The 26,545-nt window shown below is 53.0% G+C and carries 25 protein-coding genes; 9 read left to right on the forward strand and 16 right to left on the reverse strand.

Annotated elements, in window-relative coordinates; translation table 11 throughout:
• Window positions 1–31: 31 nt before the first annotated feature.
• From xylR to xylF, 4 genes are all read right to left on the reverse strand, one after another.
• Window positions 32–1,210, reverse strand: coding sequence for a D-xylose utilization transcriptional activator XylR (gene xylR, locus ACO7SM_RS00610; RefSeq protein WP_490469298.1), 1,179 nt, complete (start codon window positions 1,208–1,210; stop codon window positions 32–34).
• A gap of 81 nt (window positions 1,211–1,291) precedes the next feature.
• Window positions 1,292–2,473 (reverse strand): xylose ABC transporter permease XylH, encoded by a 1,182-nt coding sequence (gene xylH / locus ACO7SM_RS00615; protein WP_490469299.1) that lies wholly within the window; start codon window positions 2,471–2,473, stop codon window positions 1,292–1,294.
• Window positions 2,451–3,992, reverse strand: a complete 1,542-nt coding sequence (locus ACO7SM_RS00620) for a xylose ABC transporter ATP-binding protein (protein ID WP_490469300.1) — start codon at window positions 3,990–3,992, stop codon at window positions 2,451–2,453. The genes xylH and ACO7SM_RS00620 overlap by 23 nt, the downstream gene beginning before the upstream one ends.
• A gap of 101 nt (window positions 3,993–4,093) precedes the next feature.
• Complete coding sequence (xylF, locus tag ACO7SM_RS00625) at window positions 4,094–5,086, reverse strand: D-xylose ABC transporter substrate-binding protein (protein WP_490471010.1); 993 nt, start codon at window positions 5,084–5,086, stop codon at window positions 4,094–4,096.
• A 370-nt stretch (window positions 5,087–5,456) separates the two neighbouring features.
• On the opposite strand from xylF, the gene xylA reads away from it, so the two are divergent.
• From xylA to ACO7SM_RS00640, 3 genes are all read left to right on the forward strand, one after another.
• A complete protein-coding gene (gene xylA / locus ACO7SM_RS00630) occupies window positions 5,457–6,779 on the forward strand; it encodes a xylose isomerase (protein WP_490469301.1) in 1,323 nt (440 codons plus the stop codon).
• A 74-nt stretch (window positions 6,780–6,853) separates the two neighbouring features.
• Entirely contained in the window at window positions 6,854–8,308 is a 1,455-nt protein-coding gene (gene xylB, locus ACO7SM_RS00635; RefSeq protein WP_490469302.1) for a xylulokinase, read from the forward strand.
• 173 nt (window positions 8,309–8,481) lie between these two features.
• Window positions 8,482–8,835, forward strand: a complete 354-nt coding sequence (locus ACO7SM_RS00640; protein ID WP_490469303.1) for a hypothetical protein — start codon at window positions 8,482–8,484, stop codon at window positions 8,833–8,835.
• Between the two features lie 24 nt (window positions 8,836–8,859).
• Here the strand turns inward: ACO7SM_RS00640 and ACO7SM_RS00645 are convergent, their stop codons facing one another.
• The gene (locus ACO7SM_RS00645) at window positions 8,860–9,855 is read right to left on the reverse strand and encodes an acyltransferase (protein ID WP_490469304.1); all 996 of its coding nucleotides are present in this window, start codon (window positions 9,853–9,855) and stop codon (window positions 8,860–8,862) included.
• A 178-nt stretch (window positions 9,856–10,033) separates the two neighbouring features.
• Between ACO7SM_RS00645 and ACO7SM_RS00650 the strand changes: the two genes are divergently transcribed.
• From ACO7SM_RS00650 to glyS, 3 genes are all read left to right on the forward strand, one after another.
• Entirely contained in the window at window positions 10,034–10,336 is a 303-nt protein-coding gene (locus tag ACO7SM_RS00650; protein WP_490469305.1) for a YsaB family lipoprotein, read from the forward strand.
• Window positions 10,337–10,431: 95 nt separating this feature from the next.
• Window positions 10,432–11,343 carry a glycine--tRNA ligase subunit alpha gene (gene glyQ / locus ACO7SM_RS00655; protein WP_004126458.1) on the forward strand — a complete coding sequence of 304 codons (912 nt, stop codon included), beginning with the start codon at window positions 10,432–10,434 and terminating at the stop codon, window positions 11,341–11,343.
• A gap of 9 nt (window positions 11,344–11,352) precedes the next feature.
• Entirely contained in the window at window positions 11,353–13,422 is a 2,070-nt protein-coding gene (glyS, locus tag ACO7SM_RS00660) for a glycine--tRNA ligase subunit beta (RefSeq protein WP_490469306.1), read from the forward strand.
• A 56-nt stretch (window positions 13,423–13,478) separates the two neighbouring features.
• Here glyS and cueP read toward each other — a convergent pair whose 3' ends face one another.
• From cueP to ACO7SM_RS00675, 3 genes are all read right to left on the reverse strand, one after another.
• Window positions 13,479–14,018 carry a copper-binding periplasmic metallochaperone CueP gene (gene cueP, locus ACO7SM_RS00665; RefSeq protein ID WP_490469307.1) on the reverse strand — a complete coding sequence of 180 codons (540 nt, stop codon included), beginning with the start codon at window positions 14,016–14,018 and terminating at the stop codon, window positions 13,479–13,481.
• A gap of 175 nt (window positions 14,019–14,193) precedes the next feature.
• A complete protein-coding gene (cspE, locus tag ACO7SM_RS00670; protein WP_004126446.1) occupies window positions 14,194–14,406 on the reverse strand; it encodes a transcription antiterminator/RNA stability regulator CspE in 213 nt (70 codons plus the stop codon).
• A gap of 276 nt (window positions 14,407–14,682) precedes the next feature.
• The gene (locus ACO7SM_RS00675) at window positions 14,683–14,973 is read right to left on the reverse strand and encodes an HTH-type transcriptional regulator (protein ID WP_490469308.1); all 291 of its coding nucleotides are present in this window, start codon (window positions 14,971–14,973) and stop codon (window positions 14,683–14,685) included.
• A 426-nt stretch (window positions 14,974–15,399) separates the two neighbouring features.
• Here ACO7SM_RS00675 and ACO7SM_RS00680 point away from each other — a divergent pair, with 426 nt between their 5' ends.
• Entirely contained in the window at window positions 15,400–16,110 is a 711-nt protein-coding gene (locus tag ACO7SM_RS00680) for a DUF3053 domain-containing protein (protein ID WP_490469309.1), read from the forward strand.
• A 76-nt stretch (window positions 16,111–16,186) separates the two neighbouring features.
• On the opposite strand, the gene ghrB is transcribed toward ACO7SM_RS00680, so the two are convergent.
• The 6 genes from ghrB to ACO7SM_RS00710 all read right to left on the reverse strand — a co-directional run bounded on the left by ghrB (window position 16,187) and on the right by ACO7SM_RS00710 (window position 22,153).
• Complete coding sequence (gene ghrB / locus ACO7SM_RS00685; protein WP_490469310.1) at window positions 16,187–17,164, reverse strand: glyoxylate/hydroxypyruvate reductase GhrB; 978 nt, start codon at window positions 17,162–17,164, stop codon at window positions 16,187–16,189.
• A 22-nt stretch (window positions 17,165–17,186) separates the two neighbouring features.
• Window positions 17,187–18,467: an MFS transporter gene (locus ACO7SM_RS00690; protein WP_490469311.1), complete on the reverse strand. Its 1,281-nt coding sequence runs from the start codon at window positions 18,465–18,467 to the stop codon at window positions 17,187–17,189.
• 65 nt (window positions 18,468–18,532) lie between these two features.
• A complete protein-coding gene (locus tag ACO7SM_RS00695; RefSeq protein ID WP_490469312.1) occupies window positions 18,533–19,471 on the reverse strand; it encodes a sugar kinase in 939 nt (312 codons plus the stop codon).
• Window positions 19,472–19,474: 3 nt separating this feature from the next.
• Window positions 19,475–20,224: a sugar phosphate isomerase/epimerase family protein gene (locus ACO7SM_RS00700; protein WP_490469313.1), complete on the reverse strand. Its 750-nt coding sequence runs from the start codon at window positions 20,222–20,224 to the stop codon at window positions 19,475–19,477.
• A 100-nt stretch (window positions 20,225–20,324) separates the two neighbouring features.
• Entirely contained in the window at window positions 20,325–21,341 is a 1,017-nt protein-coding gene (locus tag ACO7SM_RS00705; RefSeq protein ID WP_490469314.1) for a LacI family DNA-binding transcriptional regulator, read from the reverse strand.
• A gap of 149 nt (window positions 21,342–21,490) precedes the next feature.
• Window positions 21,491–22,153: an OmpA family lipoprotein gene (locus ACO7SM_RS00710; protein WP_203359625.1), complete on the reverse strand. Its 663-nt coding sequence runs from the start codon at window positions 22,151–22,153 to the stop codon at window positions 21,491–21,493.
• 157 nt (window positions 22,154–22,310) lie between these two features.
• Between ACO7SM_RS00710 and ACO7SM_RS00715 the strand changes: the two genes are divergently transcribed.
• Window positions 22,311–24,644 carry a molybdopterin guanine dinucleotide-containing S/N-oxide reductase gene (locus ACO7SM_RS00715; RefSeq protein ID WP_490469315.1) on the forward strand — a complete coding sequence of 778 codons (2,334 nt, stop codon included), beginning with the start codon at window positions 22,311–22,313 and terminating at the stop codon, window positions 24,642–24,644.
• Here the strand turns inward: ACO7SM_RS00715 and ACO7SM_RS00720 are convergent.
• Both ACO7SM_RS00720 and tag read right to left on the reverse strand, forming a co-directional pair.
• Window positions 24,613–25,053 (reverse strand): N-acetyltransferase, encoded by a 441-nt coding sequence (locus ACO7SM_RS00720; RefSeq protein ID WP_490469316.1) that lies wholly within the window; start codon window positions 25,051–25,053, stop codon window positions 24,613–24,615. The two genes, ACO7SM_RS00715 and ACO7SM_RS00720, sit on opposite strands and share 32 nt — an antisense overlap.
• On the reverse strand, window positions 25,031–25,612 hold the full coding sequence (tag, locus tag ACO7SM_RS00725; RefSeq protein ID WP_490471011.1) for a DNA-3-methyladenine glycosylase I: 582 nt from the start codon (window positions 25,610–25,612) through the stop codon (window positions 25,031–25,033). Before tag ends, ACO7SM_RS00720 begins: the two co-directional genes overlap by 23 nt.
• 156 nt (window positions 25,613–25,768) lie before the next feature.
• Between tag and ACO7SM_RS00730 the strand changes: the two genes are divergently transcribed.
• On the forward strand, window positions 25,769–26,473 hold the full coding sequence (locus ACO7SM_RS00730; protein ID WP_490469317.1) for an autotransporter domain-containing protein: 705 nt from the start codon (window positions 25,769–25,771) through the stop codon (window positions 26,471–26,473).
• The last annotated feature ends 72 nt before the right edge of the window (window positions 26,474–26,545 follow it).

The raw sequence follows: 26,545 nt of genomic DNA on the forward strand, positions 1-26,545 counted from the left end.
GGCGCATTAGCGCCGCCATCCGGCAAGCACATCACAACAACACTTCACTGTTCAGGTCACGGTACTCTTTCGGGGTCGTGCCATACTCTTTTTTAAAGACCGAATAGAAATATTGCAGGGAAGGATAGCCGCATACCTGCGAGATTTCGTTGATCGACAGCGTGGTGGAAATCAACAGGCTACGTGCTTTTTCCAGCTTTTCGGCGTGGATTACGGCATGGATAGTTTCACCCACTTCCTCTTTGAATCGCTTTTCCAGATTTGAGCGGGAAATTCCTACCGCGTCCAGCACCTGATCAACCTTGATACCTTTACAGGCATGATTGCGAATGAAATGCATGGCCTGAATAACGGCCGGGTCTGTGAGCGAACGATAGTCGGTCGACTGACGCTCCACGACGCGCACCGGAGGGACGAGGATGCGCTGCAAAGGCATCTCTTCGTTGGCCAGCAGGCGGTGCAGCATTTTGGCTGCCTGATACCCCATTTGCCTCGCGCCCTGTGCGACCGACGAGAGCGCGACGCGTGACAGGTATCGGGTGAGTTCTTCGTTATCAATCCCAATGACACTCAGCTTTTCGGGCACCGGGATATGTAGATGTTCACAGACCTGCAGTACATGCCGCGCGCGGGCGTCCGTCACCGCAATAATGCCGGTTTGTGGCGGCAGGGTTTGCAGCCAGTCCGCCAGGCGGTTTTGCGCGTGCTGCCAGTTTTCTGGCGCCGTCTCCAGTCCCTGATAGACCACGCCGCGGTATTTTTCTTCTGCCACTAACTGACAAAACGCGTATTCACGTTCTGCTGCCCAGCGTTTACCACTGGAGGCGGGCAGGCCATAGAAGGCAAAACGGTTAATTCCTTTTTCTTTCAGGTGCAGAAAGGCGCTTTCCACCAACGCGAAGTTATCCGTGGCGATGTAGTGAACCGGAGGATAATGTTCAGGAAGATGGTAGGAACCGCCGACGCCGACGATGGGAACGTCAACATCAGCAAGCAGGCGGGCGATCTCATCGTCGTCGAAGTCGGCGATGACGCCATCTCCCAGCCACTCTTTGATGTTATCAATCCGGGCACGAAAGTCTTCTTCAATAAAGATATCCCACTCGGATTGCGACGCTTGCAAATATTCACCGACACCTTCGACGACCTGACGGTCGTAAGCTTTGTTGGCGTTAAATAACAGCGTGATACGATGACGTTTATCAAACATGGTTCTTTTCCTGCTGAATCATGCATAAAAACAATGCCGGTAGGCATTTACCGGCATTGAAACTTCCCCATTTTCTTACATTCAGGCACGGCGCTTGGTTGCTGAGTCCATCCATACCGCCAGCAACAGAATCGCTCCCTTCACGATATACTGCCAGAATGTGGGAACATCCATCATACTCATTCCGTTGTCGAGAGAGGCCATAATAAATGCCCCCATAACGGCACCGGCGACACTCCCAATACCGCCCGCCAGACTGGTTCCCCCAATCACACACGCGGCAATTGCATCCAGTTCCGCAATATTCCCGGCAGAAGGGGAGCCCGCGCCAAGTCGTGAACTGAGGATCAGCCCGGCAATCGCCACCATCAGGCCATTAATAGCGAAGACCGCGAGCTTGGTGCGCTCGACGTTAATACCAGACAGTCGCGCGGCTTCGATATTGCCGCCGATGGCGTAAATGCGACGACCAAAGGCGGTGCGCGTCGCCATAAACATGCCACCGAGCAACAACAGCGTCAGTAGCAGCACCGGCGTCGGGACGCCACGATAATCATTCAGCAGCCAGATTGCGCCTAATACGATAATGGCCGTCAACGCCTGGCGACCGACAACCGACGTCGGTACAGGAGCTTCAAGACCTAACGCCTGACGGCGCATACGCCCACGCCATTGCCAGCCGATAAACGCCATTAACCCGAGTGCGCCGATGATAAAGCCAGTGCCATCAGACAAGTAACTTTGACCAATCTGCGACATTGCGGCGCTGGTGGGCGAGACGGTTGTGCCGTTAGTTATCCCGATAAGAATTCCGCGAAAAGCCAGCATCCCGGCAAGCGTCACAATAAACGAAGGGACTTTGCGGTAGGCGACCCACCATCCGTTCCATGTGCCGAGGAGCAAGCCCAGAGCCAGCGTGACGATCACCGTTAGCGGTAATGGCCACCCGAGCCAGACGTCGCAGATGGCCGCGACGCCGCCCAATAGGCCCATCATCGAACCGACTGAGAGATCGATTTCGGCAGAGATAATCACGAACACCATACCGACCGCCAGGATGCCCGTGATCGCGGTTTGCCGCAGCAGGTTAGAGACGTTGCGGGCGCTCAGATAGGCGCCTTCTGTCGTCCATGTGAAAAACAACATAATCACGATGATCGCCGCAATCATGACGAAGACTTGTAAATTAAGCGATTTGATCCCAGGGAAGCCGCCTGCCCGTGGGGCCGTGAGTTTCACTTCAGACGGGGTGTTTTTCGACATGCTGTTCGCTCCTCAATGCGGCTTCCATGACCTGTTCCTGAGTCAGGTTATGATTCACCAGGTTAGCTTTCAGTTTTCCTTCATGCATCACCAGGATGCGATCGCTCAGCCCGAGCACTTCGGGTAATTCGGAAGAGATGACAATGACGGCGATCCCTTGCTGCACAAGCTGGTTAATAAGCTTGTAGATCTCATATTTAGCGCCGATATCAATTCCCCGCGTGGGTTCATCAAGGATAAGAATGCGGGGATTTAACAGCAGACAACGTGCCAGAATCGCTTTTTGCTGATTGCCCCCGCTCAGACGACCAATAGCAAGATCGGGAGAGGAGGTTTTGACTTTGAGCTGCTGGAGAGATTCCAGAATGCATTTTTGTTCTGCGGCATCATCGAGATGGCTCAGAGTCCCGGTAAAAGTGTCGAGAGCCGCCAGCGTGATGTTTTTTCCTACCGCCATCACGGGAACAATGCCGTCTCTTTTACGGTCTTCGGGAACCATGGCAATACCCTGAGCAATGGCTTGCTGGCAGTTTCGAATATCCACGGGATGGCCCTCAATGAATATTTTCCCCTCCCAACGGCCAGGCCAGACGCCAAACAAACACTGCACGGCTTCGGTACGCCCGGCTCCGACGAGTCCGGCAATACCCAGAATTTCACCGCGCTTAAGGGAGAAGGAAATATCGTTAACCCGCTTAATATGGCGGTTCACGGGATGCCAGGCGGTGAGGTGCTCAACCCGTAAAATTTCGTCCCCCATTGTGTGCGGCTCACTGGGGTAGAGCGCGGTTAACTCACGCCCGACCATCATAGTGATAATATCGTCTTCGCTCATGCCAGTGGCATCACGGGTGCCAATATGCTGACCATCACGAATAACGCAAATCGTATCCGAAATGGCTTTAACCTCATTGAGTTTGTGAGAAATATAAATGCAGGCAATATCGTGCTGTTGCAGATCGCGAATGATATTCAGCAGGATGGCGGTTTCCTGCTCGGTGAGTGAGGCCGTGGGTTCATCCAGAATGAGCAAACGAACCTGTTTGTTCAGCGCCTTGGCGATTTCGACCAGTTGCTGTTGTCCCAAACCTAAATCACCGACTCGTGTGTCAGGCGAAATGGACAAACTGACCTGTTCTAATAATTTTTGGCAACGCAGCGTCATCATGTCGTAATCCAACAGGCCGTGACGCGTGATTTCGCTGCCAAGAAATATATTTTCAAGAACCGTCAAATGTTTAACCAGGGCTAATTCCTGGTGAATAATGGCAATACCTTTGCGTTCGGTGTCGCGAATATGGTTAGCCTGAATCGTTTCGCCCGCAAAAATTATCTCACCTTCGTAGGTTCCATGCGGATAAATACCGCACAGCACCTTCATTAATGTCGATTTCCCGGAACCATTCTCGCCGCATAATGAAACGATTTCGCCAGCATTGACCCTGAGGCTCACGTTATCAACCGCCTTCACGACGCCGAATGTCTTGGTAATACTCTTCATTTCAAGTAGATATGGCATAACTGCTCCACATAAGCCAATGAGAGAACCCTGCGAATATACCTGTCGTTATTGTGCTGCAACGTCGGTATCGCCCTCTGATGACTCAGAGGGCGTAACGCTTAAAGCTCGCTTTTCTTGTGGAATCCGTCTTTGATGACCGTCTCGGTAATATTGTCTTTGTTCACATCAATAGGCGTAAGCAGTCGGGAAGGGACATCTTTCAAACCATTGCTCAGCGTGGTATCTGCCTTGGGTTGTTGATCATTTCCCAATTCGACAGCGATTTCTGCTGCGGTGTTGGCGAGCAGGGTGATCGGTTTATACACCGTCATCGTTTGCGTTCCCGCCATAATACGTTTGATACCGGCGAGGTCTGCATCCTGCCCGGAAATAGCGACTTTTCCTGACAAACCTTGCGCACTTAACGCCTGAACCGCGCCGCCCGCCGTTGCGTCATTTGAGGCGACGACGGCATCAATTTTGTTATTGTTGGCGGTCAACGCATTTTCCATAATCTTCAACGCATTTTCAGGCAACCAACCGTCAACCCATTGATCGCCGACGACCTTAATTTTGCCTTCGTCAATATACGGTTTTAATACTTTCATTTGCCCGGCGCGGAACAGTTTTGCATTATTATCGACAGGTGATCCTCCCATCAGAAAATAATTTCCCTGAGGTACAATATCGACCAGTGATTGAGCCTGTAATTCACCCACTTTTTCATTATCAAAAGAGATATAAAAATCGATATCGGCATCATTGATCATGCGGTCATACGCCAGGACTTTTATCCCTTCCTGCTTCGCCTCTTTGATAACGTTGCTTAAGACTTGTCCGTTGTAAGGAATTATCACCAGGACGTCTACACCCCGGTTGATCATGTTTTCAATCTGCGACATTTGGGTTTCTTCATTACCATTGGCAGACTGTACAAATACTTTTGCACCGAGCGATTCCGCTTTGCTGACGAAAATATCGCGATCTTTCTGCCAGCGCTCCAGGCGGAGATCATCAATCGCCATACCGATTTTAACTTCTTTGGCATGGCCCGCGACGCTGGTGAGTAAAAGGGATGTGCAGACAGTTAGTACAATATTTTTTATCTTCATCTTCATAATCGTGATGCCTTTTGTAGGAGAGGACGGCAGTAAAAGTAACAATCACAGCGTAAGACGTAGCAGATTTTTAACAGGTAATGCACAGAAGGCAATTATAGATTTTTATCTTCCGGTTACGATTTTTGGTTTATTTCGTAATTTATGACCGGGATCTTATTTTAAATGAATTACCGCTGAACTTGCATTTGAGTTTGATATGTAACGTTTTTTTAATTGTTTGGCTTTTATTTTGCGAAGTGGCGCACACTTGTGAATTATCTCAATGGCAGTGTGAAATAACATAATTGAGCAATGGTCAGGGAGTGCCCAATATTACGACATTATCAATCACCCGCCGCATTACCTGATTATGGAGTTCATTATGCAAGCCTATTTTGACCAGCTTGAACGTGTTCGTTATGAAGGCACCAAATCAACTAATCCATTAGCATTTCGTCACTATAATCCGGACGAAATCGTGTTGGGCAAACGCATGGAAGATCATTTGCGTTTTGCGGCGTGCTACTGGCATACCTTCTGTTGGAATGGCGCCGATATGTTTGGCGTTGGGTCGTTTAATCGCCCATGGCAGCAACCTGGCGACGCGATTGAGCTTGCGAAGCGCAAGGCGGATGTCGCGTTTGAGTTTTTCCACAAACTGAATGTGCCGTATTACTGTTTCCATGATGTGGATGTCTCACCTGAAGGCGCTTCGTTGCAAGAGTACAAAAACAACTTTGCGCAAATGGTTGATGTTCTGGCGCAAAAGCAAGACCAGAGCGGCGTAAAGCTGTTATGGGGGACGGCGAACTGCTTTACCAATCCTCGCTACGGCGCGGGCGCAGCCACCAACCCCGACCCGGAAGTCTTTAGCTGGGCGGCTACCCAGGTGGTGACGGCAATGGATGCCACCCATAAATTGGGTGGGGAAAACTACGTGCTGTGGGGCGGTCGTGAAGGCTACGAAACCCTGCTGAATACCGATCTGCGACAGGAACGCGAGCAAATTGGTCGCTTTATGCAGATGGTGGTGGAACATAAACACAAAATTGGCTTCCAGGGCACGTTGCTGATCGAACCCAAACCGCAGGAACCCACCAAGCACCAGTACGATTATGATGTGGCGACTGTCTACGGTTTCCTCAAACAGTTCGGCCTCGAAAAAGAGATCAAAGTTAACATTGAAGCGAACCATGCAACCCTGGCGGGACACTCTTTCCACCATGAAATTGCCTCTGCTATCGCGCTGGGTATTTTTGGTTCCGTTGACGCCAACCGTGGCGATGCGCAACTGGGTTGGGACACCGATCAGTTCCCGATAAGCGTGGAAGAAAACGCCCTGGTGATGTATGAGATCCTGAAAGCGGGCGGCTTTACGACCGGCGGCCTGAATTTTGACGCCAAAGTGCGTCGCCAGAGCACCGATAAATACGATCTGTTCTACGGCCACATTGGGGCAATGGACACCATGGCGCTGTCGCTGAAGGTGGCGGCGCGTATGCTGGAAGACGGTGAACTGGATAAACGCGTGGCGAAACGTTATGCCGGATGGAATGGCGAGCTGGGTCAGCAAATCCTGAAAGGTCAGTTATCACTCAGTGAGCTGTCGCAGTATGCTGAACAACGTAATCTGGCGCCGGTTCATCAGAGCGGCCATCAGGAACTGCTGGAAAATCTGGTGAATCATTATCTGTTCGACAAGTAACCGGCTTCATTAGCTGCCCGTAAGCCCGGTAAGCGAGAACGCCACCGGGCATTTCTTTTAAAGGAATCATCGCTATGTATATCGGGATTGATCTGGGTACCTCCGGCGTGAAGGCCATTCTGGTGAATGAGCAAGGGGAGGTCGTTGCCTCACAAACAGAGGCGCTTACCGTCTCCCGCCCTCATCCATTATGGTCAGAACAAGATCCAGAACAGTGGTGGCAGGCGACCGATCGTGCGGTAAAAGCGTTGAGCCAACAGCACACCTTGAGCGGCGTGAAAGCCGTGGGTATTGCGGGACAGATGCATGGCGCCACGTTACTTGATAAACAACAGAACGTATTACGCCCGGCGATCCTGTGGAATGACGGTCGCTGCGCTGAAGAGTGCGTATTACTTGAAAAACAGGTGCCTGCGTCTCGCGCCATTACCGGCAACCTGATGATGCCTGGCTTTACCGCGCCTAAAGTTTTGTGGGTGCAACGCCATGAGCCGGAGATTTTTCGTCAGGTCGCCAGCGTGTTGCTGCCGAAAGATTATCTGCGTCTGCGCATCACCGGCGAGTTTGCCAGCGATATGTCCGATGCTGCGGGTACGATGTGGCTGGATGTGGCGAAGCGTGACTGGAGTGACGTCATGCTTGAAGCGTGCGGACTGACCCGTGAGCATATGCCCGCTTTATACGAAGGGAGCGACATCACCGGAACGCTGCTGCCAGAAGTGGCGCAGTCATGGGGGATGTCTGCGGTGCCCGTCGTGGCAGGCGGGGGCGATAATGCTGCCGGTGCTGTGGGTATCGGGATGATGAATGCCAGCCAGGCAATGCTCTCCCTGGGCACATCCGGCGTCTATTTTGCGGTGAGCGATGGCTTCCTCAGCAGACCCGAGAGCGCAGTACACAGTTTTTGTCACGCGCTGCCCGGACGCTGGCATTTAATGTCCGTTATGCTAAGCGCCGCTTCATGCCTGGACTGGGCGACAAAATTAACCGGGATGGCAAACGTACCTGCGCTGATCGCCGCCGCGCAGCAGGCGAGTGATAACGTCGAAACCGTCTGGTTCCTGCCCTATCTTTCCGGCGAGCGTACGCCACACAACAACCCGCAGGCTAAGGGGGTGTTCTTTGGTCTGACGCATCAGCATGGCCCGGCAGAGTTGGCGCGGGCGGTACTGGAGGGGGTCGGTTACGCGCTGGCTGATGGCATGGATGCGGTACATGCGTGTGGCGTACAGCCCGGCAGCATTACGCTGATTGGCGGTGGTGCCCGCAGCGAGTACTGGCGACAAATGCTCTCTGATATCAGTGGATTGCAATTAGATTATCGTACGGGTGGCGATGTGGGGCCGGCATTAGGGGCGGCACGTCTGGCACAAATTGCAGTGAATCCCGAAAAACCGTTATCCGATTTGCTACCACAACTCCCGCTGGAACAGGCGCATTTTCCAGATACGCAGCGCCATACGCACTATCAACAGCAACGCGCTACTTTCCGCCGCCTCTATCAGCAACTCTTGCCGCTGATGTCTTAATCCGTATCTCCTTCCGGTTTGCGCCGGAAGGAATTCGCGATATCTATTCCTCATTGAATGCACATAGAAATTAATATGTGTGTTTTCTGATTTTCACGGTGTGACCGCGCCATCGTCTTTCTCATTTCTATTTCTTGCCTTAATGTGAATCACCAAAGCATTAGGAGAGTGATATGGACGATAACATTGTGCGCAGGAAGCAGGCGGTGGGGTTACTACTGCTGGTCAGTGGGGTTCTGGTCTATCTCGCAGGGCTTTGGCCTGTTTGCCAGACGCTGTTCCAGAAAGGTTATTTTTTGGGCGTCATCGCCATGATGGGCTTTCCCGTTCTGATGCGTTATGAACAGACCGGCGGTGGACGTCTGCTCGCTCTCTGTAAGTATTTGTTATTGTTTGGTTCTGGAATGCTGTTGGTTGGGTTATGGAATATTGGGGTGTCACCCGCAATGAACGTTACCTGCCTGTTGGCCGTGGGCGTGGCTCTGTATGGCACAGACATGTATGCCTCATATCGTGAAAGTGAATGATGGCCGAAGCCATCATTCGTCGGCTTAGCTGACCAGTCTGCGCGTATCCACTCGCTGCAATAGCATGGAAAGCAACAAACTCCCCGCCAGCGTGATACTGAAAATCCAGACAATATCCAGCGGCGGCCAGTGCTTTATTTCGATCCCATTGGTGCGCAACGCATGGATAATGAGCGCGTGGAATCCATAAATGCCGAGTGAATGGCGCGAAATCACCCCCAGCACCGGAACGGTTTGTGTATTCAGCGTATTCTTGACCAGCGTCAGCAGCGACATCGCGAAAATAAACACCGCTGGCCCGCAATAGACATACCAGGTATCGGCAAAATTTCCCCGCCAGCGCAGTTCATACAACGTGCCGCGAGAAATCACCACCACAGCGGTAATACAAAGCAGCGAGCTAATCCATGTGAGCGCTTTTTTTTGCGTGTCCATCATGCCAATTGCCCGACCGAGCATGCCGTACAGGATGTAATAGACGGTGTCGCCATTGATATATAAATTTATCGGTAGCCACTCAAATCCCCCTATTTTCTGCGACACGGTATTGGGATTCGCGATGATGCCAATCATCACCATCAGTACCAGCAACATTTTGCCACTGACATTTTTAACCTGTATCAGCGGTGATACGAGGTAGATGACGGCGATCGCGAAGAAAAACCATAAATGGTAGAACACCGGTTTTTGCAGCAGATTTTTCAGCGAGAGTTCTGCGTTGATAGAGGTAAATAACGCGATATACGCTAGCGCCACGCCGCTGTAGAACAACAGGCACAGCGCAATGCGTAAAAAATGACGTGGCTGGGCGCTACGTTCCCCAAAAAAGAGAAAGCCTGAAATCATAAAGAAAAGCGGAACGCTCACGCGTGAAGCAGAGTTCAGGACATTCGCAAGATCCCAATTCATCGGGCTGATGCTTTGCGCATTAGTGACGTACCAGGTGGTGGTATGAATCATGACCACCATTAAACACGCTATCCCGCGCAGATTATCAATCCAATATATTTTGGGCTGCATCAGTGCCTCTGTTGCTGTTCTAAAAATAGTCTGACTGGTGATTTGCCGGTGTATCTCACTGGAATAATCTGAGTTTATACGCTAAAGCTTGTGATGCGTTGGCGAGATTCGCAAAATGCGCTGGCTACACGAAGGTTAATAATAATAAGACAGACCGGCATATAAGGCGGTAATAAAAATGATGATGAAGACACTCTTCCCGGCCATGCTAACTCTGGTGCTGGCGGGATGTGCTGGCGAGCAACCGCCGGTGCAAAAAGCGCAGAAGCTCAAAGTGAGCCCCTCGAGAACGCTGAATATGGAAGCGTTATGCAAAGGTCAGGCGGCAAAGCGCTACAACACCGGCCCACAAAAAATTGATGTCACCGGCTTTGAGCAGTTCCAGGGCAGTTATGAAATGCGTGGCTATACCTTCCGCAAAGAGGGTTTTGTCTGTTCTTTTGACGCGGACGGGCAGTTTTTACACCTTTCCATGCGTTAAGCCCTGCCTTTTTCCCGTTTCGTACTGTATATCTTGCAGTCAGCGGGTATACTGATCCCTTCCTTTAAATCCACACGTATCCAGCACGAAATAATATGCAAAAGTTTGATACCAGGACCTTCCAGGGCTTGATCCTGACCTTACAGGATTACTGGGCTCGCCAGGGCTGTACCATTGTTCAACCATTGGACATGGAAGTCGGCGCGGGGACTTCTCACCCAATGACTTGCCTGCGTGCGCTGGGGCCAGAGCCGATGGCGACTGCCTATGTGCAGCCTTCCCGTCGTCCGACCGATGGTCGCTACGGCGAAAACCCGAACCGTTTACAGCACTACTATCAGTTCCAGGTGGTCATCAAGCCATCTCCGGACAACATTCAGGAACTGTACCTCGGTTCACTGAAAGAGCTGGGAATGGACCCGACCATCCACGACATCCGTTTCGTGGAAGATAACTGGGAAAACCCAACGCTGGGTGCCTGGGGTCTGGGCTGGGAAGTGTGGCTGAACGGGATGGAAGTGACTCAGTTCACTTACTTCCAGCAGGTGGGCGGTCTGGAGTGTAAACCGGTGACCGGTGAAATCACCTACGGTCTGGAACGTCTGGCGATGTACATTCAGGGCGTAGACAGCGTTTACGACCTGGTCTGGAGCGACGGCCCGCTGGGTAAAACCACTTACGGCGACGTGTTCCATCAGAACGAAGTGGAGCAATCCACCTACAACTTCGAATACGCGGACGTGGACTTCCTGTTCTCCTGCTTCGAGCAGTATGAGAAAGAAGCTCAACAGTTGCTGGCGCTGGAAAACCCACTGCCGCTGCCTGCCTACGAGCGTATTCTGAAAGCCGCTCACAGCTTCAACCTGCTGGATGCGCGTAAAGCCATCTCCGTCACCGAGCGTCAGCGCTACATTCTGCGCATTCGCACCCTGACCAAAGCAGTGGCAGAAGCTTATTATGCTTCCCGTGAAGCCCTTGGCTTCCCGATGTGCAACAAGAATAAATAAGAGGCGGCCATGTCTGAGAAAACTTTTCTGGTGGAAATCGGCACTGAAGAGCTGCCACCAAAAGCCCTGCGCAGCCTGGCGGAATCCTTTGCTGCGAACTTTACCGCGGAGCTGGACAACGCTGGCCTCGCACACGGCAACGTTGAGTGGTTTGCTGCTCCGCGTCGTCTGGCGCTGAAAGTCGCGAATCTGGCTGAGTCACAGGCAGACCGCGAAGTTGAAAAACGCGGCCCGGCCGTCTCTGCGGCGTTCGACGCGGAAGGTAAACCGAGCAAAGCGGCAGAAGGTTGGGCACGTGGCTGCGGGATAACCGTAGACCAGGCCGAGCGTCTGACCACCGACAAAGGCGAATGGCTGCTCTATCGCGCCCACGTGAAGGGCGAAAGCACTGAAGCGCTGGTGCCGAACATGGTGGCAACCTCGCTGGCGAAACTGCCGATCCCTAAACTGATGCGCTGGGGAGCAAGCGACGTCCACTTTGTGCGTCCGGTACATACCGTGACTCTGCTGCTGGGCGATAAAGTCATTCCTGCGACCATTCTCGGTATTCAGTCCGATCGCGTGATTCGCGGCCACCGCTTTATGGGCGAGCCGGAATTCACCCTCGACAACGCCGATCAGTATCCTGAAATTCTGCGTGAGCGCGGTAAAGTTATCGCCGATTACGAAGAGCGTAAGGCGAAGATTAAAGCGGACGCGGAAGAAGCTGCACGTAAGATTGGCGGTAACGCTGACCTGAGCGAAAGCCTGCTGGAAGAAGTGACCTCGCTGGTGGAATGGCCGGTTGTCCTGACCGCGAAATTCGAAGAAAAATTCCTCGCCGTGCCGTCTGAAGCGCTGGTACACACCATGAAAGGTGACCAGAAGTACTTCCCGGTTTACGCGAACGACGGCAAACTGCTGCCGAACTTTATCTTCGTCTCCAACATTGAGTCGAAAGATCCGCAGCAGATAATCTCCGGTAACGAGAAAGTGGTTCGTCCACGTCTGGCGGATGCTGAGTTCTTCTTCAACACCGACCGTAAAAAACGTCTGGAAGACAATCTGCCGCGCCTGCAAACCGTGCTGTTCCAACAGCAACTGGGTACGCTGCGTGACAAGACCGATCGTATTGCAGCGCTGGCTGGCTGGATTGCAGAACAAATTGGCGCTGATGTAAACCACGCGACCCGCGCGGGCCTGCTGTCTAAGTGCGACCTGATGACCAATATGGTCTTCGAGTTCACCGACACTCAGGGCGTGATGGGTATGCACTACGCGCGTCATGATGGCGAAGCGGAAGATGTGGCCGTGGCGCTGAACGAGCAGTATCAGCCGCGTTTCGCGGGTGATGAACTGCCGTCAAACCCGGTGGCGTGTGCCGTGGCGATTGCCGACAAGATGGACACCCTGGCGGGTATCTTCGGTATCGGTCAGCATCCGAAAGGCGACAAAGACCCGTTTGCGTTGCGTCGCGCTGCGCTCGGCGTGCTGCGCATCATCGTTGAGAAGAATTTGTCTCTGGATCTGCAGACCTTAACCGAAGAAGCGGTGCGTCTGTACGGCGACAAGCTGACGAACGCTAACGTGGTGGATGACGTTATCGACTTTATGCTGGGCCGTTTCCGCGCCTGGTATCAGGACGAAGGCTACACCGTCGACACCATTCAGGCGGTGCTGGCGCGTCGTCCGACCCGTCCGGCAGACTTCGATGCGCGTATGAAGGCGGTTTCGCACTTCCGTACTCTGGAAGCGGCATCTGCACTGGCTGCGGCTAACAAGCGTGTATCCAACATTCTGGCGAAATCCGACGAAACGCTGAACGAGCGTGTGAACGCCGCGACGCTGAAAGAGCCAGAAGAAATTAAGCTGGCGATGCAGGTTGTGGTGCTGCGTGACAAGCTGGAGCCGTTCTTTGCTGAAGGTCGCTATCAGGAAGCGCTGGTTGAACTGGCTGAACTGCGTGAGCCGGTCGATGCCTTCTTCGAGAAAGTGATGGTGAACGTCGAGGATAAAGATCTGCGTATTAACCGTCTCTCTATGCTCGAAAAACTGCGTGAACTGTTCCTGCGCGTCGCGGATATTTCGCTGCTGCAGTAAGGTTCGCTCTTACGCCAAAAAACCTGCCATATGGCAGGTTTTTTTATGCCTAAGGGTTAGAGAAGCTGCAACGAGGTCAGGCAGGTTTGGCTGTCATTCATAGTCTTAATAGGATGAACGGCTTTCTTGCCGTTGTAGCTCACTTCAATGGAACCTTCCATATTGCGTGGCAGCCATACGCCGACAAAGCCATTCTGATGGCTTTTCATCTCTTTTTGGACGACAACGTCACCCTTGTTATCCGTCACTTTCACATTAAATGTTGTGTTCGGCATCTCCCCCCGACATCCGGAAAGGCTGTGGTTGAAGCAGGGGTGAGTTTGCTGTTCATAAGGCGCAAAGGAGAGATAGAACTTATCACCCAGCGGCAAGGTGTATGTCTGGTCTGCGTCCGATAACTTCAGCTCGGTACCGGTTATGGAGGCAGAGTAAGGCAGTGGGCGTTTTTGTGGCGACTGATCAATGGTTTCGACGATCTGCTCAACGGATTTACCGGCAAGCCCGTGCTCAGCAAGGAATGCGGATTCTGACGTTGCGGCGAATGCGGCGCTGCTGGTGAGTAATCCCAGGCATAACAAGAGTGAAAGTTTCGGCATAGCTTCAATTCCATGTGAAAAACAGGGATTTCACTATAATGCTTGCCCTAAGGGAAAGGTCAAAGGTAACGCAGGTAAAGTAATGCAAAGACGGGGGAGAGTGCAGGTTAGGCAGGATTCAGATAAAAAAATCCCCGCCATTTGGCAGGGATCTTGAATTCTGAGCTTTTTAAGCTTACAGGCTGGTTACGTTGCCAGCTGCCGGGCCTTTAGCGCCGCTTTCGATGGTGAAGGAAACTTTCTGACCTTCATCCAGAGATTTGTAACCTTCGTTCTGGATAGCAGAGAAGTGTACGAACACGTCTTTAGAGCCATCGTCAGGAGTGATGAAGCCGAAGCCTTTATCAGCGTTGAACCATTTTACGATACCAGTCATTTTACCGGACATAGTGAATTACCTTTTAAAAAATAAGTTTGCCTTTCGGCGATATGGCGTGCTTTACAGATTTTTTAAGCGTTAAGGAAATGCGCACTACGAGGGGTATCAGCGATAACTCTTGAAGGGGACTACCTTACTAAACTGCTTTAATGGTCTGTACGTCAAACCGTTGAGTGCATTAACTCATGTAACGCGTATCGATGCAACTATTATTTTCTCCTTTCGGAAACTAATCGGGAAACGGTCCCGGTGCAGGACCGTTAAATGAGGGCGTTCGTCGGTCGCTTACTCCATCAATTGCTGACTTAATCTCGGGTTCGCCTGGATGAGACGCATCAGTTTTAACTCGGTGGCAGAAGGTTTTACGCGTTTTGACTCCCACTCTTGCACCGTGGCAACTGTCACGCCCAACGCTTTGGCGAACTCATCTGTTTGCAACCCGGTTCCTCTTCGCAGTTGTTCAAATTCGGTGAAGGGACTGGGCTTATGCGTCAGGGTCATCTTTTGATATTCATCTTTAAAAACAATCTGTTCCAGGCTGATCAGTAGCTCAGACATGGGATCTTTATATTCCATTGATAACTCCTATAAATCACACAGCGGGATCGTGAATTTCATCGAAGCTCATTAAGAATAGTCGGGAAAAATAGGGCGGGGAGAAAGACGCCGGTTGTTATTCCGAAGTGGATTCGTTTCAGCAAAAGTCCGGTGCGGATCGGTCGTTTTCTAATGGCCTGATATCGGTCGATATATGCACAGTATCAGCAATATTTGTAAAGATTACGAAATTCTTACTATATCGCGAAGGTGGGGTGGGAAGCGGGTTACTGGCCGCGCAGAATCCGCTTTTCGCGTCTCGTTGTATTGCCGCCTTCACTTCTGTTATTTTCCGCTACAAGATTACGTGGAAAGGGTATCTTGCAAGCCTGACCTGGACTATCCTTGTCAGCGTCAGGCACGCGGGTGTCGTTGTGCGCATTTATGGGTGAAAGGAGTATTAAAATGGCGACAGGTAAGTCCTGCTCTCGCTGGTTTGCGCCTGTTGTGGCGTTATTAATGGTAGTTAGCCTGAGCGGGTGTTTTGATAAAGAAGGCGATCAGCGCAAAGCGTTTATCGATTTCCTGCAGAATACTGCAATGCGTAGCGGGGAACGTTTACCGACGCTGACCGCCGATCAGAAAAAACAGTTTGGTCCCTTTGTTTCTGATTACGCCGTTCTGTATGGCTTTTCGCAGCAGGTAAATCAGGCGATGGATGCGGGTCTGCGCCCGGTCGTTGATAGCGTCAATACAATCCGCGTTCCTCAGGATTACTTAACCCAACGTGAACCGCTGCGTCAGGCAAATGGTTCGTTAGGTGTGCTTGCCCAGCAATTGCAGAACGCAAAATTGCAGGCAGATGCTGCGCATAGCGCGCTGAAACAGGCTGACGATCTGAAACCTGTTTTCGATAAGGTTTACAGCAAAGTCGTTACCGCACCGGCAGATGCGTTGCAGCCGCTGATCCCCGCCGCGCAAATTTTTACGCAGCAACTGGTACAGGTCGGCGATTTTGTGGCGCAGCAAGAAGCACAGGTGAGCTTTGTGGCGAACGGCATTCAGTTCCCTACCTCTCAACAAGCCAGCCAGTACAACACGCTGATTGGCCCGCTGGCATCCCAGCATCAGGCATTTACTCAGGCCTGGACGGCTGCGGTGAACGCGACCGAATAAACGATGAATGCCCGAGGGGATCGGGCATTGAAACCGTTGATTCGAAAAAGAGGCGAGCGATTCGCCTCTTTTTTTATCACGACCTCGCAACTTGCGGGTTAACGCAATTCTTCTCTACCTTGCCTTGCAGCGCATCGATTAAATTATCCACGGCGCAGGCGGCCATGTTATAGCGCGTTTCATGGGTCGCCGATCCGATGTGCGGCACTGCTACCACGTTCGACAGAGACAATAACGGTGAATCTACCGGCAACGGCTCTTGCTCGAACACATCCAGGCCTGCTGCGTGAATCACGCCGTTTTGCAGGGCGGCAATCAGTGCGTTTTCATCGACAACCGGGCCGCGCCCTGCGTTGATGAAAATGGCGGAAGACTTCATTTTGGCAAATTGCGCTGCGCCAAACAGGTGATGTGTTTCTTCCGTTAGCGGCAGGATCAGGCAAACAAAATCAGATTCCTGTAACAGCGTGTCGAGGTCGCAATAGCGCGCGTTAAAACGATCCTCCGCCTCCTGGTGATGGCGGCGTGCGTTATAGAGAACCGGCATGTTAAAACCGAAATGGGCACGCTGCGCGAGTGCCAGACCAATGCGGCCCATGCCAACGATCCCCACTGTTTTGTGGTGAACATCGGTACCAAACCACTCCGGGCCAATACTCTTCGTCCATTCGCCCGCCTTCACGCGCTCTGCGACGTCCACCACGCGACGTGCCGTGCTCAGGATCAGCGCCATCACCGTATCGGCAACGGTTTCTGTCAGCACGGTGGGCGTGTGCATCAGCAGGACATTGCGCGCATTCAGGGCATCCACATCAAAATTGTCATAGCCTACTGAGATGGTGGATGTTGCACGCAGTTTCGGCATCTTCTCCAGCAATGTGCCGTTGACGGTTTCACTGGAGCCCAACAGACCTTCTGCGGCGGCAAAGGCTGTGGCGTGTTGTTCTACCGTCTCCGGACGCAGGTTTGGCACCTGAGTCACGGTGAAGTGTGCTTCCAGGCGATGCAGTAAATCGTCAGGCAACGCTTTGTAGAGAATAATGGACGGCTTCATGCGAATCTCCGTGAGTTAAAATTTACGCGTGGCGTGCGCCAACCGGCAACTGATGATTATTAGCGGGTTTAACGATTAAAGTTAGCCATACTGAGGTAAAAAGCGCCACTCCCATAAACATGTAAGAGGCGGAAGGACTGCCGGTTGCGCCATTGAGATAGCCTACAAACCACGAACCGAAGAACGAACCCAGCGCGCCCATGCTGTTGATCAGCGCCATTGCGCCACCGGCAACGTTACGTGGCAGCATTTCGGGAATGATGGCGAAGAAGGGGCCATATGGCGCATACATTGCTGCGCCCGCAATGACCAACAGGGTATAAGAAACCCAGAAATGGTTTGCACCTACGGCCCAGGAGCCGATAAAGGCAAAGGCGGCAATCAGCAGCAATGGCCAGACAAACAGCTTACGGTTCTGGAGTTTATCGGATGCCCAGGAAGCAAGGATCATGGCTGCGGTGGCTGCCAAATAGGGCACAGACGAAAGCCAGCCGACTTCCACCATCCCTAGATTTGCGCCGCCGCTGCGGATAATTGACGGTAGCCACAGTACGAAACCGTAAACCCCAATACTCCAGGTGAAATATTGCATACACAGCAGAATGACATTTCGTGAACGGAAGGCCTCACTGTAGTTGCGCACGGCTTTTATGCCCTGTTGCTCTTTTTCCAGTTGTGCCTGGAGTGCGGCTTTTTCAGATTCTGTTAACCAACCCACCTGGGACGGCTTATCTTTCACCAGCACCCACCAGCAAAACGCCCAAATGATCGCCGGGAAACCTTCAATAATGAACATTTCACGCCAGCCGAGCGCCTGGATCAGGTAGCCGGAAACCACGGACATCCACAGCACGGTGACCGGGTTGCCGAGGATCAGGAAGGTGTTAGCGCGTGAACGCTCGGATTTGGTAAACCAGTTGCTGATATAAATCAGCATGGCAGGCATGACGGCGGCTTCCACCACGCCCAGAATAAAGCGAATAGCGGCAAGCATGGGAATGTTGCTGACCATCCCGGTAAGTGACGCGCATCCGCCCCATAAAATGAGGCAGACAAAAATCAGTTTGCGTACGCTGCGACGTTCAGCGTAGAGCGCGCCCGGTATCTGGAAAAAGAAATAACCGAGGAAGAAAAGGGCACCCAGCAGGGAGGAGATCCCCTTCGTGATGCCAAGGTCTTCGTTAATCCCTGCGGCGGATGCGAAACTAAAATTCGCGCGATCAAGGTACGCCAGGCTGTACGTGATAAACACGATGGGCATGATGTACCACCAACGTTTTGCTGCATTTGTTGAGCTGTTCATAGGCCTGCCTCTTTGGTTCAGGTTCTGACGCCTCTGCGGTGTAGGGTGCAGAGAAGGGTCTGGGGTTATTCCCCTAATTGTTCACGTGTGGGTAATCCTTCGCTGTCGCCCTGAACCTGAATGGCCAGTGCGCCAATCTTATTGCCCCGGGTGACGGCCTGATGCAGCGTGCGTCCTTCCAGCAGGGCGCTGATGACCCCTACCGCAAAGCCATCACCAGCGCCAACCGTATCGACAACATTGTCGACTTTTACCGGGGCAACACAGCCTTGCTCGCCTTTGGCGGTTTTATACCAGGCGCCGTCAGCGCCGGTTTTCACCACCACGGCTTTCACGCCGCGACGAAGGTAGAAATCGGCGATGCCTTCCGGTGTCTGCTGTCCGGTTAAGATCACGCCTTCTTTTAAGCCCGGTAACACCCAGTCAGCCTGGAAAGCGAGATGATTGAGTTTTTCCACCATCTCCGCCTCGCTGTGCCACAGCACCGGACGTAGGTTCGGGTCAAAAGAGAGTGTTTTGCCCTGGGCTTTCATCGTGCGAGCGGTATGTGCCAGCAGCGCGTATGAGCTTGTGGACAGCGCCGCCGCCACGCCGCTGAGATGAAGATGGCGGGCGCTGGAGAAGTACGCATCGTTATAGTCTTCGGGGCTGAGGCGGCTGGCGGCCGATCCTTTGCGGAAATATTCCACTATGGGATCGGTTCCATTTTCGATTTTAGATTTGAGCTGAAAACCGGTTGCGTGATGTTCATCAAGGGTGACGCATCGCGCATCAATCCCTTCTTTTTGCAGCGAGTTCAGAACAAAGCGGCCAAAACTGTCATTGCCGACGCGACTCACCCAGCCCACGTTCAGTCCAAGGCGTGCAAGACCGGTTGCCACGTTAAGCTCGGCACCTGCAACACGTTTAATAAAGCAATCGACATCTGCCAAATCACCCGGCTGAGTCGCGACAAACATCGCCATCGCTTCGCCAATGGTGATGACATCCAGAGCATTTTTCATGCGTTACTCCTTACGTAACAAATCGACATAGCGGCGGGTTACGGCCGTTAAATCGTGTCCTTCCAGTGGGAACTCAATACCGCGCGGCACATCAGCAGGCAGTGCGCTTAACAGCGCCAGCCAGCGGGGATCGCCCACATCTGGTGCGATAGCGCGAAAACTGTCCCGATAAGGCTCGGCGGCTTTGACATGGATATAGCCAACGGCGGGTGACAGCAGACGTGCAGCCTCCTCCGGCGAGTCGCCCACCCATAACCAGTTACCCATATCGAAGGTGAGCGAGATAGGCAGGTTCAGCGCCTGGCACGCCGCATTAAACTGCTGCATTGGACGAAGTTGCCCACAGACAGTTTGATCGTTTTCCACCACCAGGGCCATTCCACTGTTTTCCAGCCATTCCTGTAGGCGGCCAGGTTCTTCCAGGCGCGTAAAATGGCCCAGTGAGACTTTTAGCCACAGCGCTTGCAGGTGTTGGGCTTCGTTGAGCAGGTCTGGCAGAAGCGGATTGAGCGTTCCGTCTTCAAGAAACAACGGTTCCGGTGCGGAGTAACAGGTCAGAAGACCAAAAATTTCAATAGCGGAAGCCAGTGTTGGCAGTGCTTTCAGCTCGGCCGGGGTCAACATTTCACGACGGATCTCGACACCGTCTGCTCCGGCTTCAGCAATCACGGGCAGAATCGCGGCTTGTCCGCCTGCTGCACGGATAGGGTCATAACCATAGGCGGCAGTGACCACCATAATTTTTCTCTGCATGGTAACTCCAAATCTAACGCTCTTTTTAATACGCTAGATGGAACCGGTTCCAAAGAAAAGTTCAGGATCGCGAAATTATGATCGGCATCACGAAGGTTAATTAACGGGCGGTGGAACCGCGGACGATCAGCTCGCCAGAGAATACCTGTTCGTGGATAGCTCCCGACCCGCCTTCAATCCGGCGCACCACCTGTTCGACGGCCGCAAAACCAATCTGCCAGGTCGGTTGTTTCAGGGTGGTGATACCTACGCCAGCCAGCTCTGCCCATTCCAGCTCGTCGAAGCCGAGCAGACCGATGTCGCTGCCCCAGTTAAGGCCAATACGTTTGAGCGATCGGGCAACCTGCAACGTTAGCGCTCCATTGGCGGAGATAACGGCTTTACGCATGCCCCGGTGCTGTTGATGGAACTGGCGCAAGGTATTATCCAGTTGGCTATTTTCCGCCAGGGGGACTTCGGCGCTTTCGGCAACCACGCCGGGATAACGCGCCAGCGTCGCGTGGAATGCGCTCAGACGTTCGCGGCGCGTATTGACCATGCCCAGCGGCTCGCTGAGAAACAGCAGCGCTTCAAAGCCCTGTTCAATGAGATGTTCGGTGGCGGTGGTCGCCGCCTGAGTGTTATCCAGTCCGACAACATCGCAAGCGAAGTCGGGGATTTTTCGGTCGATGAGTACCATCGGGAGCGCGGATTGTTGCAGGCGATTCAGCCCTTCTTCACGCATGCCGACCGCATTAACCACAATTCCTTCCACCTGATAGCTGCGCAGAAGGTCAAGATAATGCAACTCCTGATCCACTTCGTTGTTGGTATTGCAGACCAGCGGGGTGAAGCCTTTTTCGCGACATGCCGCTTCAATACCGCTCAATACGTTTACAGAATAGGGATTGGTAATGTCGGCGATGATCAGGCCAATCAGTCGGGTGCGGCCACGCTTCAGACCTCTGGCCATCAGGCTGGGGCGATAGTCGAGTTCGGCAATGGCTTTTTCAATGCGAGCCAGCAGCGCGTCGGACAGCAGATGCTTTTCGCCATTAAGATAACGCGAAATGCTGGTCTTACCTGTTTTTGCGGCTTTTGCTACGTCGCTGATAGTGGGGCGCGCTGATGTTGCCATGGAGATTCCCTCGCCTGAAAGAGTGAACACCTTAGCGCGAAAATTTGGCTAATCAAGTATTTTGCCCGGCAGCACGACGCTTACCGGGCTTGCGTATATCTACCCGAGGCCGGACTGGACGCTGGCGCGTCGTTTTCCGGCAACAGAAATTACTGAATCGGGCTTAAGGTGATTTCGACGCGGCGGTTCTGCGCTTTGCCTTCTGCGGTGCTGTTGCTGGCAATTGGGTTTGCCGGGCCCATACCGCTGGTGCGGATACGGTTAGCTTCAACACCCTGGGTGATTAGCGAACTGGCCACCGAGTCTGCGCGCTGTTGCGACAGACGCATGTTCAGATCCTGGCTACCGGTGCTGTCGGTGTAACCAAGGACGTTGACTGCCGTTTTATTGTACTCTTTCAGTACCATCGCGACGCCTGTCAGGGTATTGGCACCCGCTGGTTTCAGGTTGGCGCTGCTGCTGTCGAAGGTCACGTTGTTTGGCATATTCAGGATGATGTTATCGCCACTACGGGTCACACTCACGCCTGTTCCCTGCATTTTCTCGCGAAGTTTTGCTTCTTGCGCGTCCATGTAGTAGCCAATACCGCCACCTAATGCAGCGCCCGCCGCGGCGCCAATCAGTGCGCCTTTACCGCGATCCTTTTTGGATGAGGAGAGGGCGCCGACGCCAGCACCAACCAGCGTACCAATACCTGCGCCAATACCGGCTTTACCCGCTTCGCGCTCGCCGGTGTAAGGGTTTGTTGTGCAGCCTGATACCGCCAGGGCGCCGCTCACAATGGCAGCAATCACAAATACACGTTTCTTCATCTTAATTCCTTAATGACTTTTTATTCTTTACCACAGCGACCGTGGCGATTGATTATGACGCGTGAACATGAAGAAAATTCCAGGGAAGACTCTGAAATTTGTAAGTAACATTGAACGGAACAATAAAAAAGCCGCCACACCTGCAGGAGCGTCTCACTTGTCCAACGTATCATCACGCTATTCAGTACTCACCGCTGCTCACTGGGGACCCGTTCTGGTCGAGACGGATGGTAACACCGTCTTTTCGTCCCGTGGAGCATTACCTACGCCACATCCAAACTCGCTGCAAACCGTCGTGCGCGATCAGGTACACAGTAAAACCCGGGTTCGTTTCCCGATGGTGCGTAAAGGATTCCTCGCCTCGCCAGAATGCCCGCAGGGCGTGCGTGGACAGGATGAATTTGTCCGCGTGAGCTGGGATGAGGCGCTGGATCTGATTCACGCGCAGCACAAACGCATTCGCGACAACCATGGCCCGGCGTCGATTTTCGCGGGTTCGTACGGCTGGCGCTCGAACGGCGTACTTCACAAAGCGGCGACGTTGTTGCAGCGGTATATGGCGCTTGCTGGCGGGTATACGGGACATCTGGGAGATTATTCTACCGGCGCGGCGCAGGCCATTATGCCGTATGTGGTCGGTGGCAATGAGGTCTATCAGCAGCAAACCAGTTGGCCGATGATTCTGGAACACAGCGATGTAGTGGTGTTGTGGAGCGCTAACCCGCTGAATACGCTTAAAATTGCGTGGAATGCGTCGGATGAACAAGGCATCGCCTATTTTGATGCCCTGCGTAAAAGCGGTAAACGACTGATCTGCATCGATCCTATGCGATCGGAAAGCGTCGATTTCTTTGGCGACAAAATGGAGTGGATCGCTCCGCATATGGGCACGGATGTCGCACTGATGCTGGGTATTGCGCATACGCTGGTCGAAAATGGCTGGCATGATGAAGCCTTTCTGGCGCGCTGTACGACCGGATACGAGCGCTTCGCTGATTACCTGCTGGGCGTGAGCGACGGGACAGCGAAGACGGCGGAGTGGGCAGCAGAAATTTGTGGTTTATCGGCAGCGAAAATTCGCGAACTGGCAGCAATTTTTCATCAAAACACCACTATGCTGATGGCCGGTTGGGGTATGCAGCGCCAGCAATTTGGCGAGCAAAAACACTGGATGATCGTCACGCTTGCCGCCATGCTTGGGCAAATTGGCACGCCCGGCGGCGGTTTTGGTCTGTCTTATCACTTTGCCAATGGCGGCAACCCGACGCGACGCGCGGCGGTACTGGCTTCCATGCAAGGGAGCCTCAAGGGTGGCACCGATGCGGTGGATAAAATTCCGGTAGCGCGCATTGTCGAAGCGCTTGAGAATCCCGGCGGGTTTTACCAGCATAACGGTATGGATCGCCATTTCCCGGACATTCGCTTTGTCTGGTGGGCGGGCGGGGCGAACTTTACCCATCACCAGGACACGAATCGCCTGATTCAGGCCTGGCAAAAGCCAGAGCTGGTGGTTATCTCCGAATGTTTCTGGACGGCGGCGGCAAAGCACGCGGATATTGTGTTGCCAGCCACGACCTCCTATGAACGCAACGATTTAACCATGACCGGGGATTACAGCAATCAGCACCTGGTGCCCATGAAGCAGGTTGTGCCGCCGCGTGATGAAGCACGTAATGATTTTGATGTGTTTGCTGCGCTGTGCGAGCGCTGGGAAGCGGGCGGCTATGCGCGTTTCACCGAAGGAAAAAGCGAGCTGGAGTGGCTGGAGACGTTTTACAACATTGCCGGGAAACGCGGTGCCAGCCAGCAGGTGACGCTGCCGCCGTTTGCGTCGTTTTGGGCGGAGAATTCCCTTATTGAAATGGCGGAACACCCGGCCAATGCGCAGTTTATTCGCTTCGCCGATTTTCGTCGTGATCCCAAGGCTTATCCGCTAAAAACAGACAGCGGCAAAATAGAGATCTTCTGCCAGCGAATTGCTGGTTACGGTTATGCCGATTGTCCAGGGCATCCGACGTGGCTGGTGCCGGACGAATGGCACGGTAACGCTGAAGCGGATCAACTGCAGGTTTTGTCTGCGCATCCGGCGCATCGCTTACACAGCCAGCTCAACTACAGCTCACTCCGCGAGCAGTACGCGGTGGCCGGTCGCGAGCCGATCACACTGCATCCACGGGATGCTCAGGCGCGGGGCATTGCCGATGGCGATACGGTGCGGGTCTGGAATCAGCGTGGACAAATCCTTGCGGGTGCGGTGGTGACGGAGGGGATTAAGCCTGGCGTTATGTGTATTCACGAAGGTGCGTGGCCAGACCTGGAGAATACCGCGGGGGGAATGTGCAAAAATGGCGCGGTCAACGTGTTAACCAAAGATCTCCCCAGCTCGCGGCTGGGGAATGGTTGTGCAGGCAACACCGCACTGGCACGGGTGGAGAAGTACACCGGCCCGGCGTTGACGCTTACGGCGTTTGATCCGCCCGCCAGCTCATGATCCAGGTCGGATGCTGGGTCTCTTCCTGCCATGCGCTGTCTTCAATACGAAAACCCATCGCATGGTAGAAATTCACGGCAGACTGATTTTTCTGGTAGACCTCCAGACTGAGAACCGGAAAGCGCTGTTGAACGAACTGAACCAGCGCTTTGCCGATCCCGCTTCTGATGGCCTCTGGCGCGACAAACAGCGCGCCCAGAAATCTCGCCTCCATGATGCTGGCGAAACCTTTCAGAATGCCGTCTTCTTCCCATACCCAGGTTTGCGCAGCAGGCAAATAGACATCCCGCACAATATCCTCGCTCTCCTGCCAGTAGCGCGCTTCAATGAACGGGTGGGCGTAAACGGTGCTCTTCATCCATAGCGCCAGTAGTGACGCCATATCGTTACTCTGAGACTCGCGAATCATGAGGTTCTCCCGGATGGCAAAAACAGCCGGTCACATGGTCATTGACCAGTCCGCACGCCTGCATAAAGGAGTAGCAGATAGTGGTTCCGACAAACTTAAACCCACGTTTTTTTAACGCCTTAGAGAGCGCATCGGAGGCGGGGGTGGATGTGGGGATCTCACTCAGTTCGGCGGCACGCGTCACCTGTGGCGGGTTATCAACAAATGACCAGACAAAATCGGCAAAAGGTTCACCGTTTTGCTCCATCGCAAGGTAAGCCCGGGCATTGCCGATGATGGCCTGAATTTTTCCACGATGGCGAATGATGCCAGCATCCAGGAGTAAGCGTTCAACGTCCTCTTCCTGCATGGCCGCTACGCGAACGGGATCAAACTGATAAAAATTCGCGCGATAGTTCTCACGCTTTTTCAACACGGTTATCCAGGACAACCCGGCCTGTTGCCCTTCCAGGCAAATCATTTCGAACAGATTTTTGCCATTGGTTTCGGGGACGCCCCATTCCTTGTCGTGATAAGCAATGTAAAGGGGATCCTGACTGACCCAGCCGCAACGCTGCATATTCTTCCTCGCTTTTGACTCGCGTAAATATTTCATTCGGCTCGCCTTGACGCGCCAGCTAAAAAGACAATATTTAATACAGGGCTAAGTTGCCCGGTATCCTTCACACAATGACAATAATATCGCCGAATTCGGCTCTTCTCTGGAGTCGCATTGATGATTATAAAAAAATGCAGTGGTCGCCGGGCGTTATGCGTGACGGCGAGCGTAGTAGTCTGTTCGTTTTACATCAACACAGCTTATGCCTGGCAGCAAGAATATATCGTCGATGCCGTTTCGGGTCATACGACAGAACGTTATACATGGGATAGCGATCACCAACCAAGTTATAACGATATTTTGGCAGAACGTATTAGCGCTGCTCAGCATTCGCCTGGGCTGGTGGTCAGTATGGCGGATGAATCGCCGATAGAGTCAACCAGCGGCATGAGCATGGGCTGGAACATTCCCGTTTCGGAGCGGGTCACCACAGGGCCCATTGCAGCCCTGCATTACGACGGTTCGCCCACCACGGCGTACAACGAATTTGGCGACAGCGTGACGACGCAAACGCTGACCGATCCCTTGTGGCATGCCAGTGTCAGTACGCTAGGCTGGCGAGTTAATTCGCAGTTTGGCGACGTGAGGCCCTGGGCGCAAATTAGCTACAACCAGCAATTTGGGGAAAATATCTGGAAAGCGCAATCGGGGTTAAGTCGTATGACAGCAACGAGCCAGGAGAATAACTGGCTGGATATGACCGTGGGCGCAGACATGTTGCTGAACCCTCATATGGCGGCCTATGCGGCGCTTTCGCAGGCGGAAAATAGCGCGAATACCAGTGACTATCTTTACACCATGGGGGTAAGCGCCAGATTTTGATCAATACGGATACCTAATTAAAACAATTTATTCACATGCCGTATTCAATATTTATAACGTTCTCAGCGATAG

The organism is Citrobacter sp. LJND-P06 (genome assembly GCF_058188415.1).

Coding starts and splice junctions, on each gene's coding strand:
- xylR (WP_490469298.1), bottom strand. CDS start 1,210: ATGTTTGATAAACGTCATCGTATCACGCTGTTATTTAACGCCAACAAA.
- xylH (WP_490469299.1), bottom strand. CDS start 2,473: ATGTCGAAAAACACCCCGTCTGAAGTGAAACTCACGGCCCCACGGGCA.
- ACO7SM_RS00620 (WP_490469300.1), bottom strand. CDS start 3,992: ATGCCATATCTACTTGAAATGAAGAGTATTACCAAGACATTCGGCGTC.
- xylF (WP_490471010.1), bottom strand. CDS start 5,086: ATGAAGATAAAAAATATTGTACTAACTGTCTGCACATCCCTTTTACTC.
- xylA (WP_490469301.1), top strand. CDS start 5,457: ATGCAAGCCTATTTTGACCAGCTTGAACGTGTTCGTTATGAAGGCACC.
- xylB (WP_490469302.1), top strand. CDS start 6,854: ATGTATATCGGGATTGATCTGGGTACCTCCGGCGTGAAGGCCATTCTG.
- ACO7SM_RS00640 (WP_490469303.1), top strand. CDS start 8,482: ATGGACGATAACATTGTGCGCAGGAAGCAGGCGGTGGGGTTACTACTG.
- ACO7SM_RS00645 (WP_490469304.1), bottom strand. CDS start 9,855: ATGCAGCCCAAAATATATTGGATTGATAATCTGCGCGGGATAGCGTGT.
- ACO7SM_RS00650 (WP_490469305.1), top strand. CDS start 10,034: ATGATGATGAAGACACTCTTCCCGGCCATGCTAACTCTGGTGCTGGCG.
- glyQ (WP_004126458.1), top strand. CDS start 10,432: ATGCAAAAGTTTGATACCAGGACCTTCCAGGGCTTGATCCTGACCTTA.
- glyS (WP_490469306.1), top strand. CDS start 11,353: ATGTCTGAGAAAACTTTTCTGGTGGAAATCGGCACTGAAGAGCTGCCA.
- cueP (WP_490469307.1), bottom strand. CDS start 14,018: ATGCCGAAACTTTCACTCTTGTTATGCCTGGGATTACTCACCAGCAGC.
- cspE (WP_004126446.1), bottom strand. CDS start 14,406: ATGTCCGGTAAAATGACTGGTATCGTAAAATGGTTCAACGCTGATAAA.
- ACO7SM_RS00675 (WP_490469308.1), bottom strand. CDS start 14,973: ATGGAATATAAAGATCCCATGTCTGAGCTACTGATCAGCCTGGAACAG.
- ACO7SM_RS00680 (WP_490469309.1), top strand. CDS start 15,400: ATGGCGACAGGTAAGTCCTGCTCTCGCTGGTTTGCGCCTGTTGTGGCG.
- ghrB (WP_490469310.1), bottom strand. CDS start 17,164: ATGAAGCCGTCCATTATTCTCTACAAAGCGTTGCCTGACGATTTACTG.
- ACO7SM_RS00690 (WP_490469311.1), bottom strand. CDS start 18,467: ATGAACAGCTCAACAAATGCAGCAAAACGTTGGTGGTACATCATGCCC.
- ACO7SM_RS00695 (WP_490469312.1), bottom strand. CDS start 19,471: ATGAAAAATGCTCTGGATGTCATCACCATTGGCGAAGCGATGGCGATG.
- ACO7SM_RS00700 (WP_490469313.1), bottom strand. CDS start 20,224: ATGCAGAGAAAAATTATGGTGGTCACTGCCGCCTATGGTTATGACCCT.
- ACO7SM_RS00705 (WP_490469314.1), bottom strand. CDS start 21,341: ATGGCAACATCAGCGCGCCCCACTATCAGCGACGTAGCAAAAGCCGCA.
- ACO7SM_RS00710 (WP_203359625.1), bottom strand. CDS start 22,153: ATGAAGAAACGTGTATTTGTGATTGCTGCCATTGTGAGCGGCGCCCTG.
- ACO7SM_RS00720 (WP_490469316.1), bottom strand. CDS start 25,053: ATGATTCGCGAGTCTCAGAGTAACGATATGGCGTCACTACTGGCGCTA.
- tag (WP_490471011.1), bottom strand. CDS start 25,612: ATGCAGCGTTGCGGCTGGGTCAGTCAGGATCCCCTTTACATTGCTTAT.
- ACO7SM_RS00730 (WP_490469317.1), top strand. CDS start 25,769: ATGATTATAAAAAAATGCAGTGGTCGCCGGGCGTTATGCGTGACGGCG.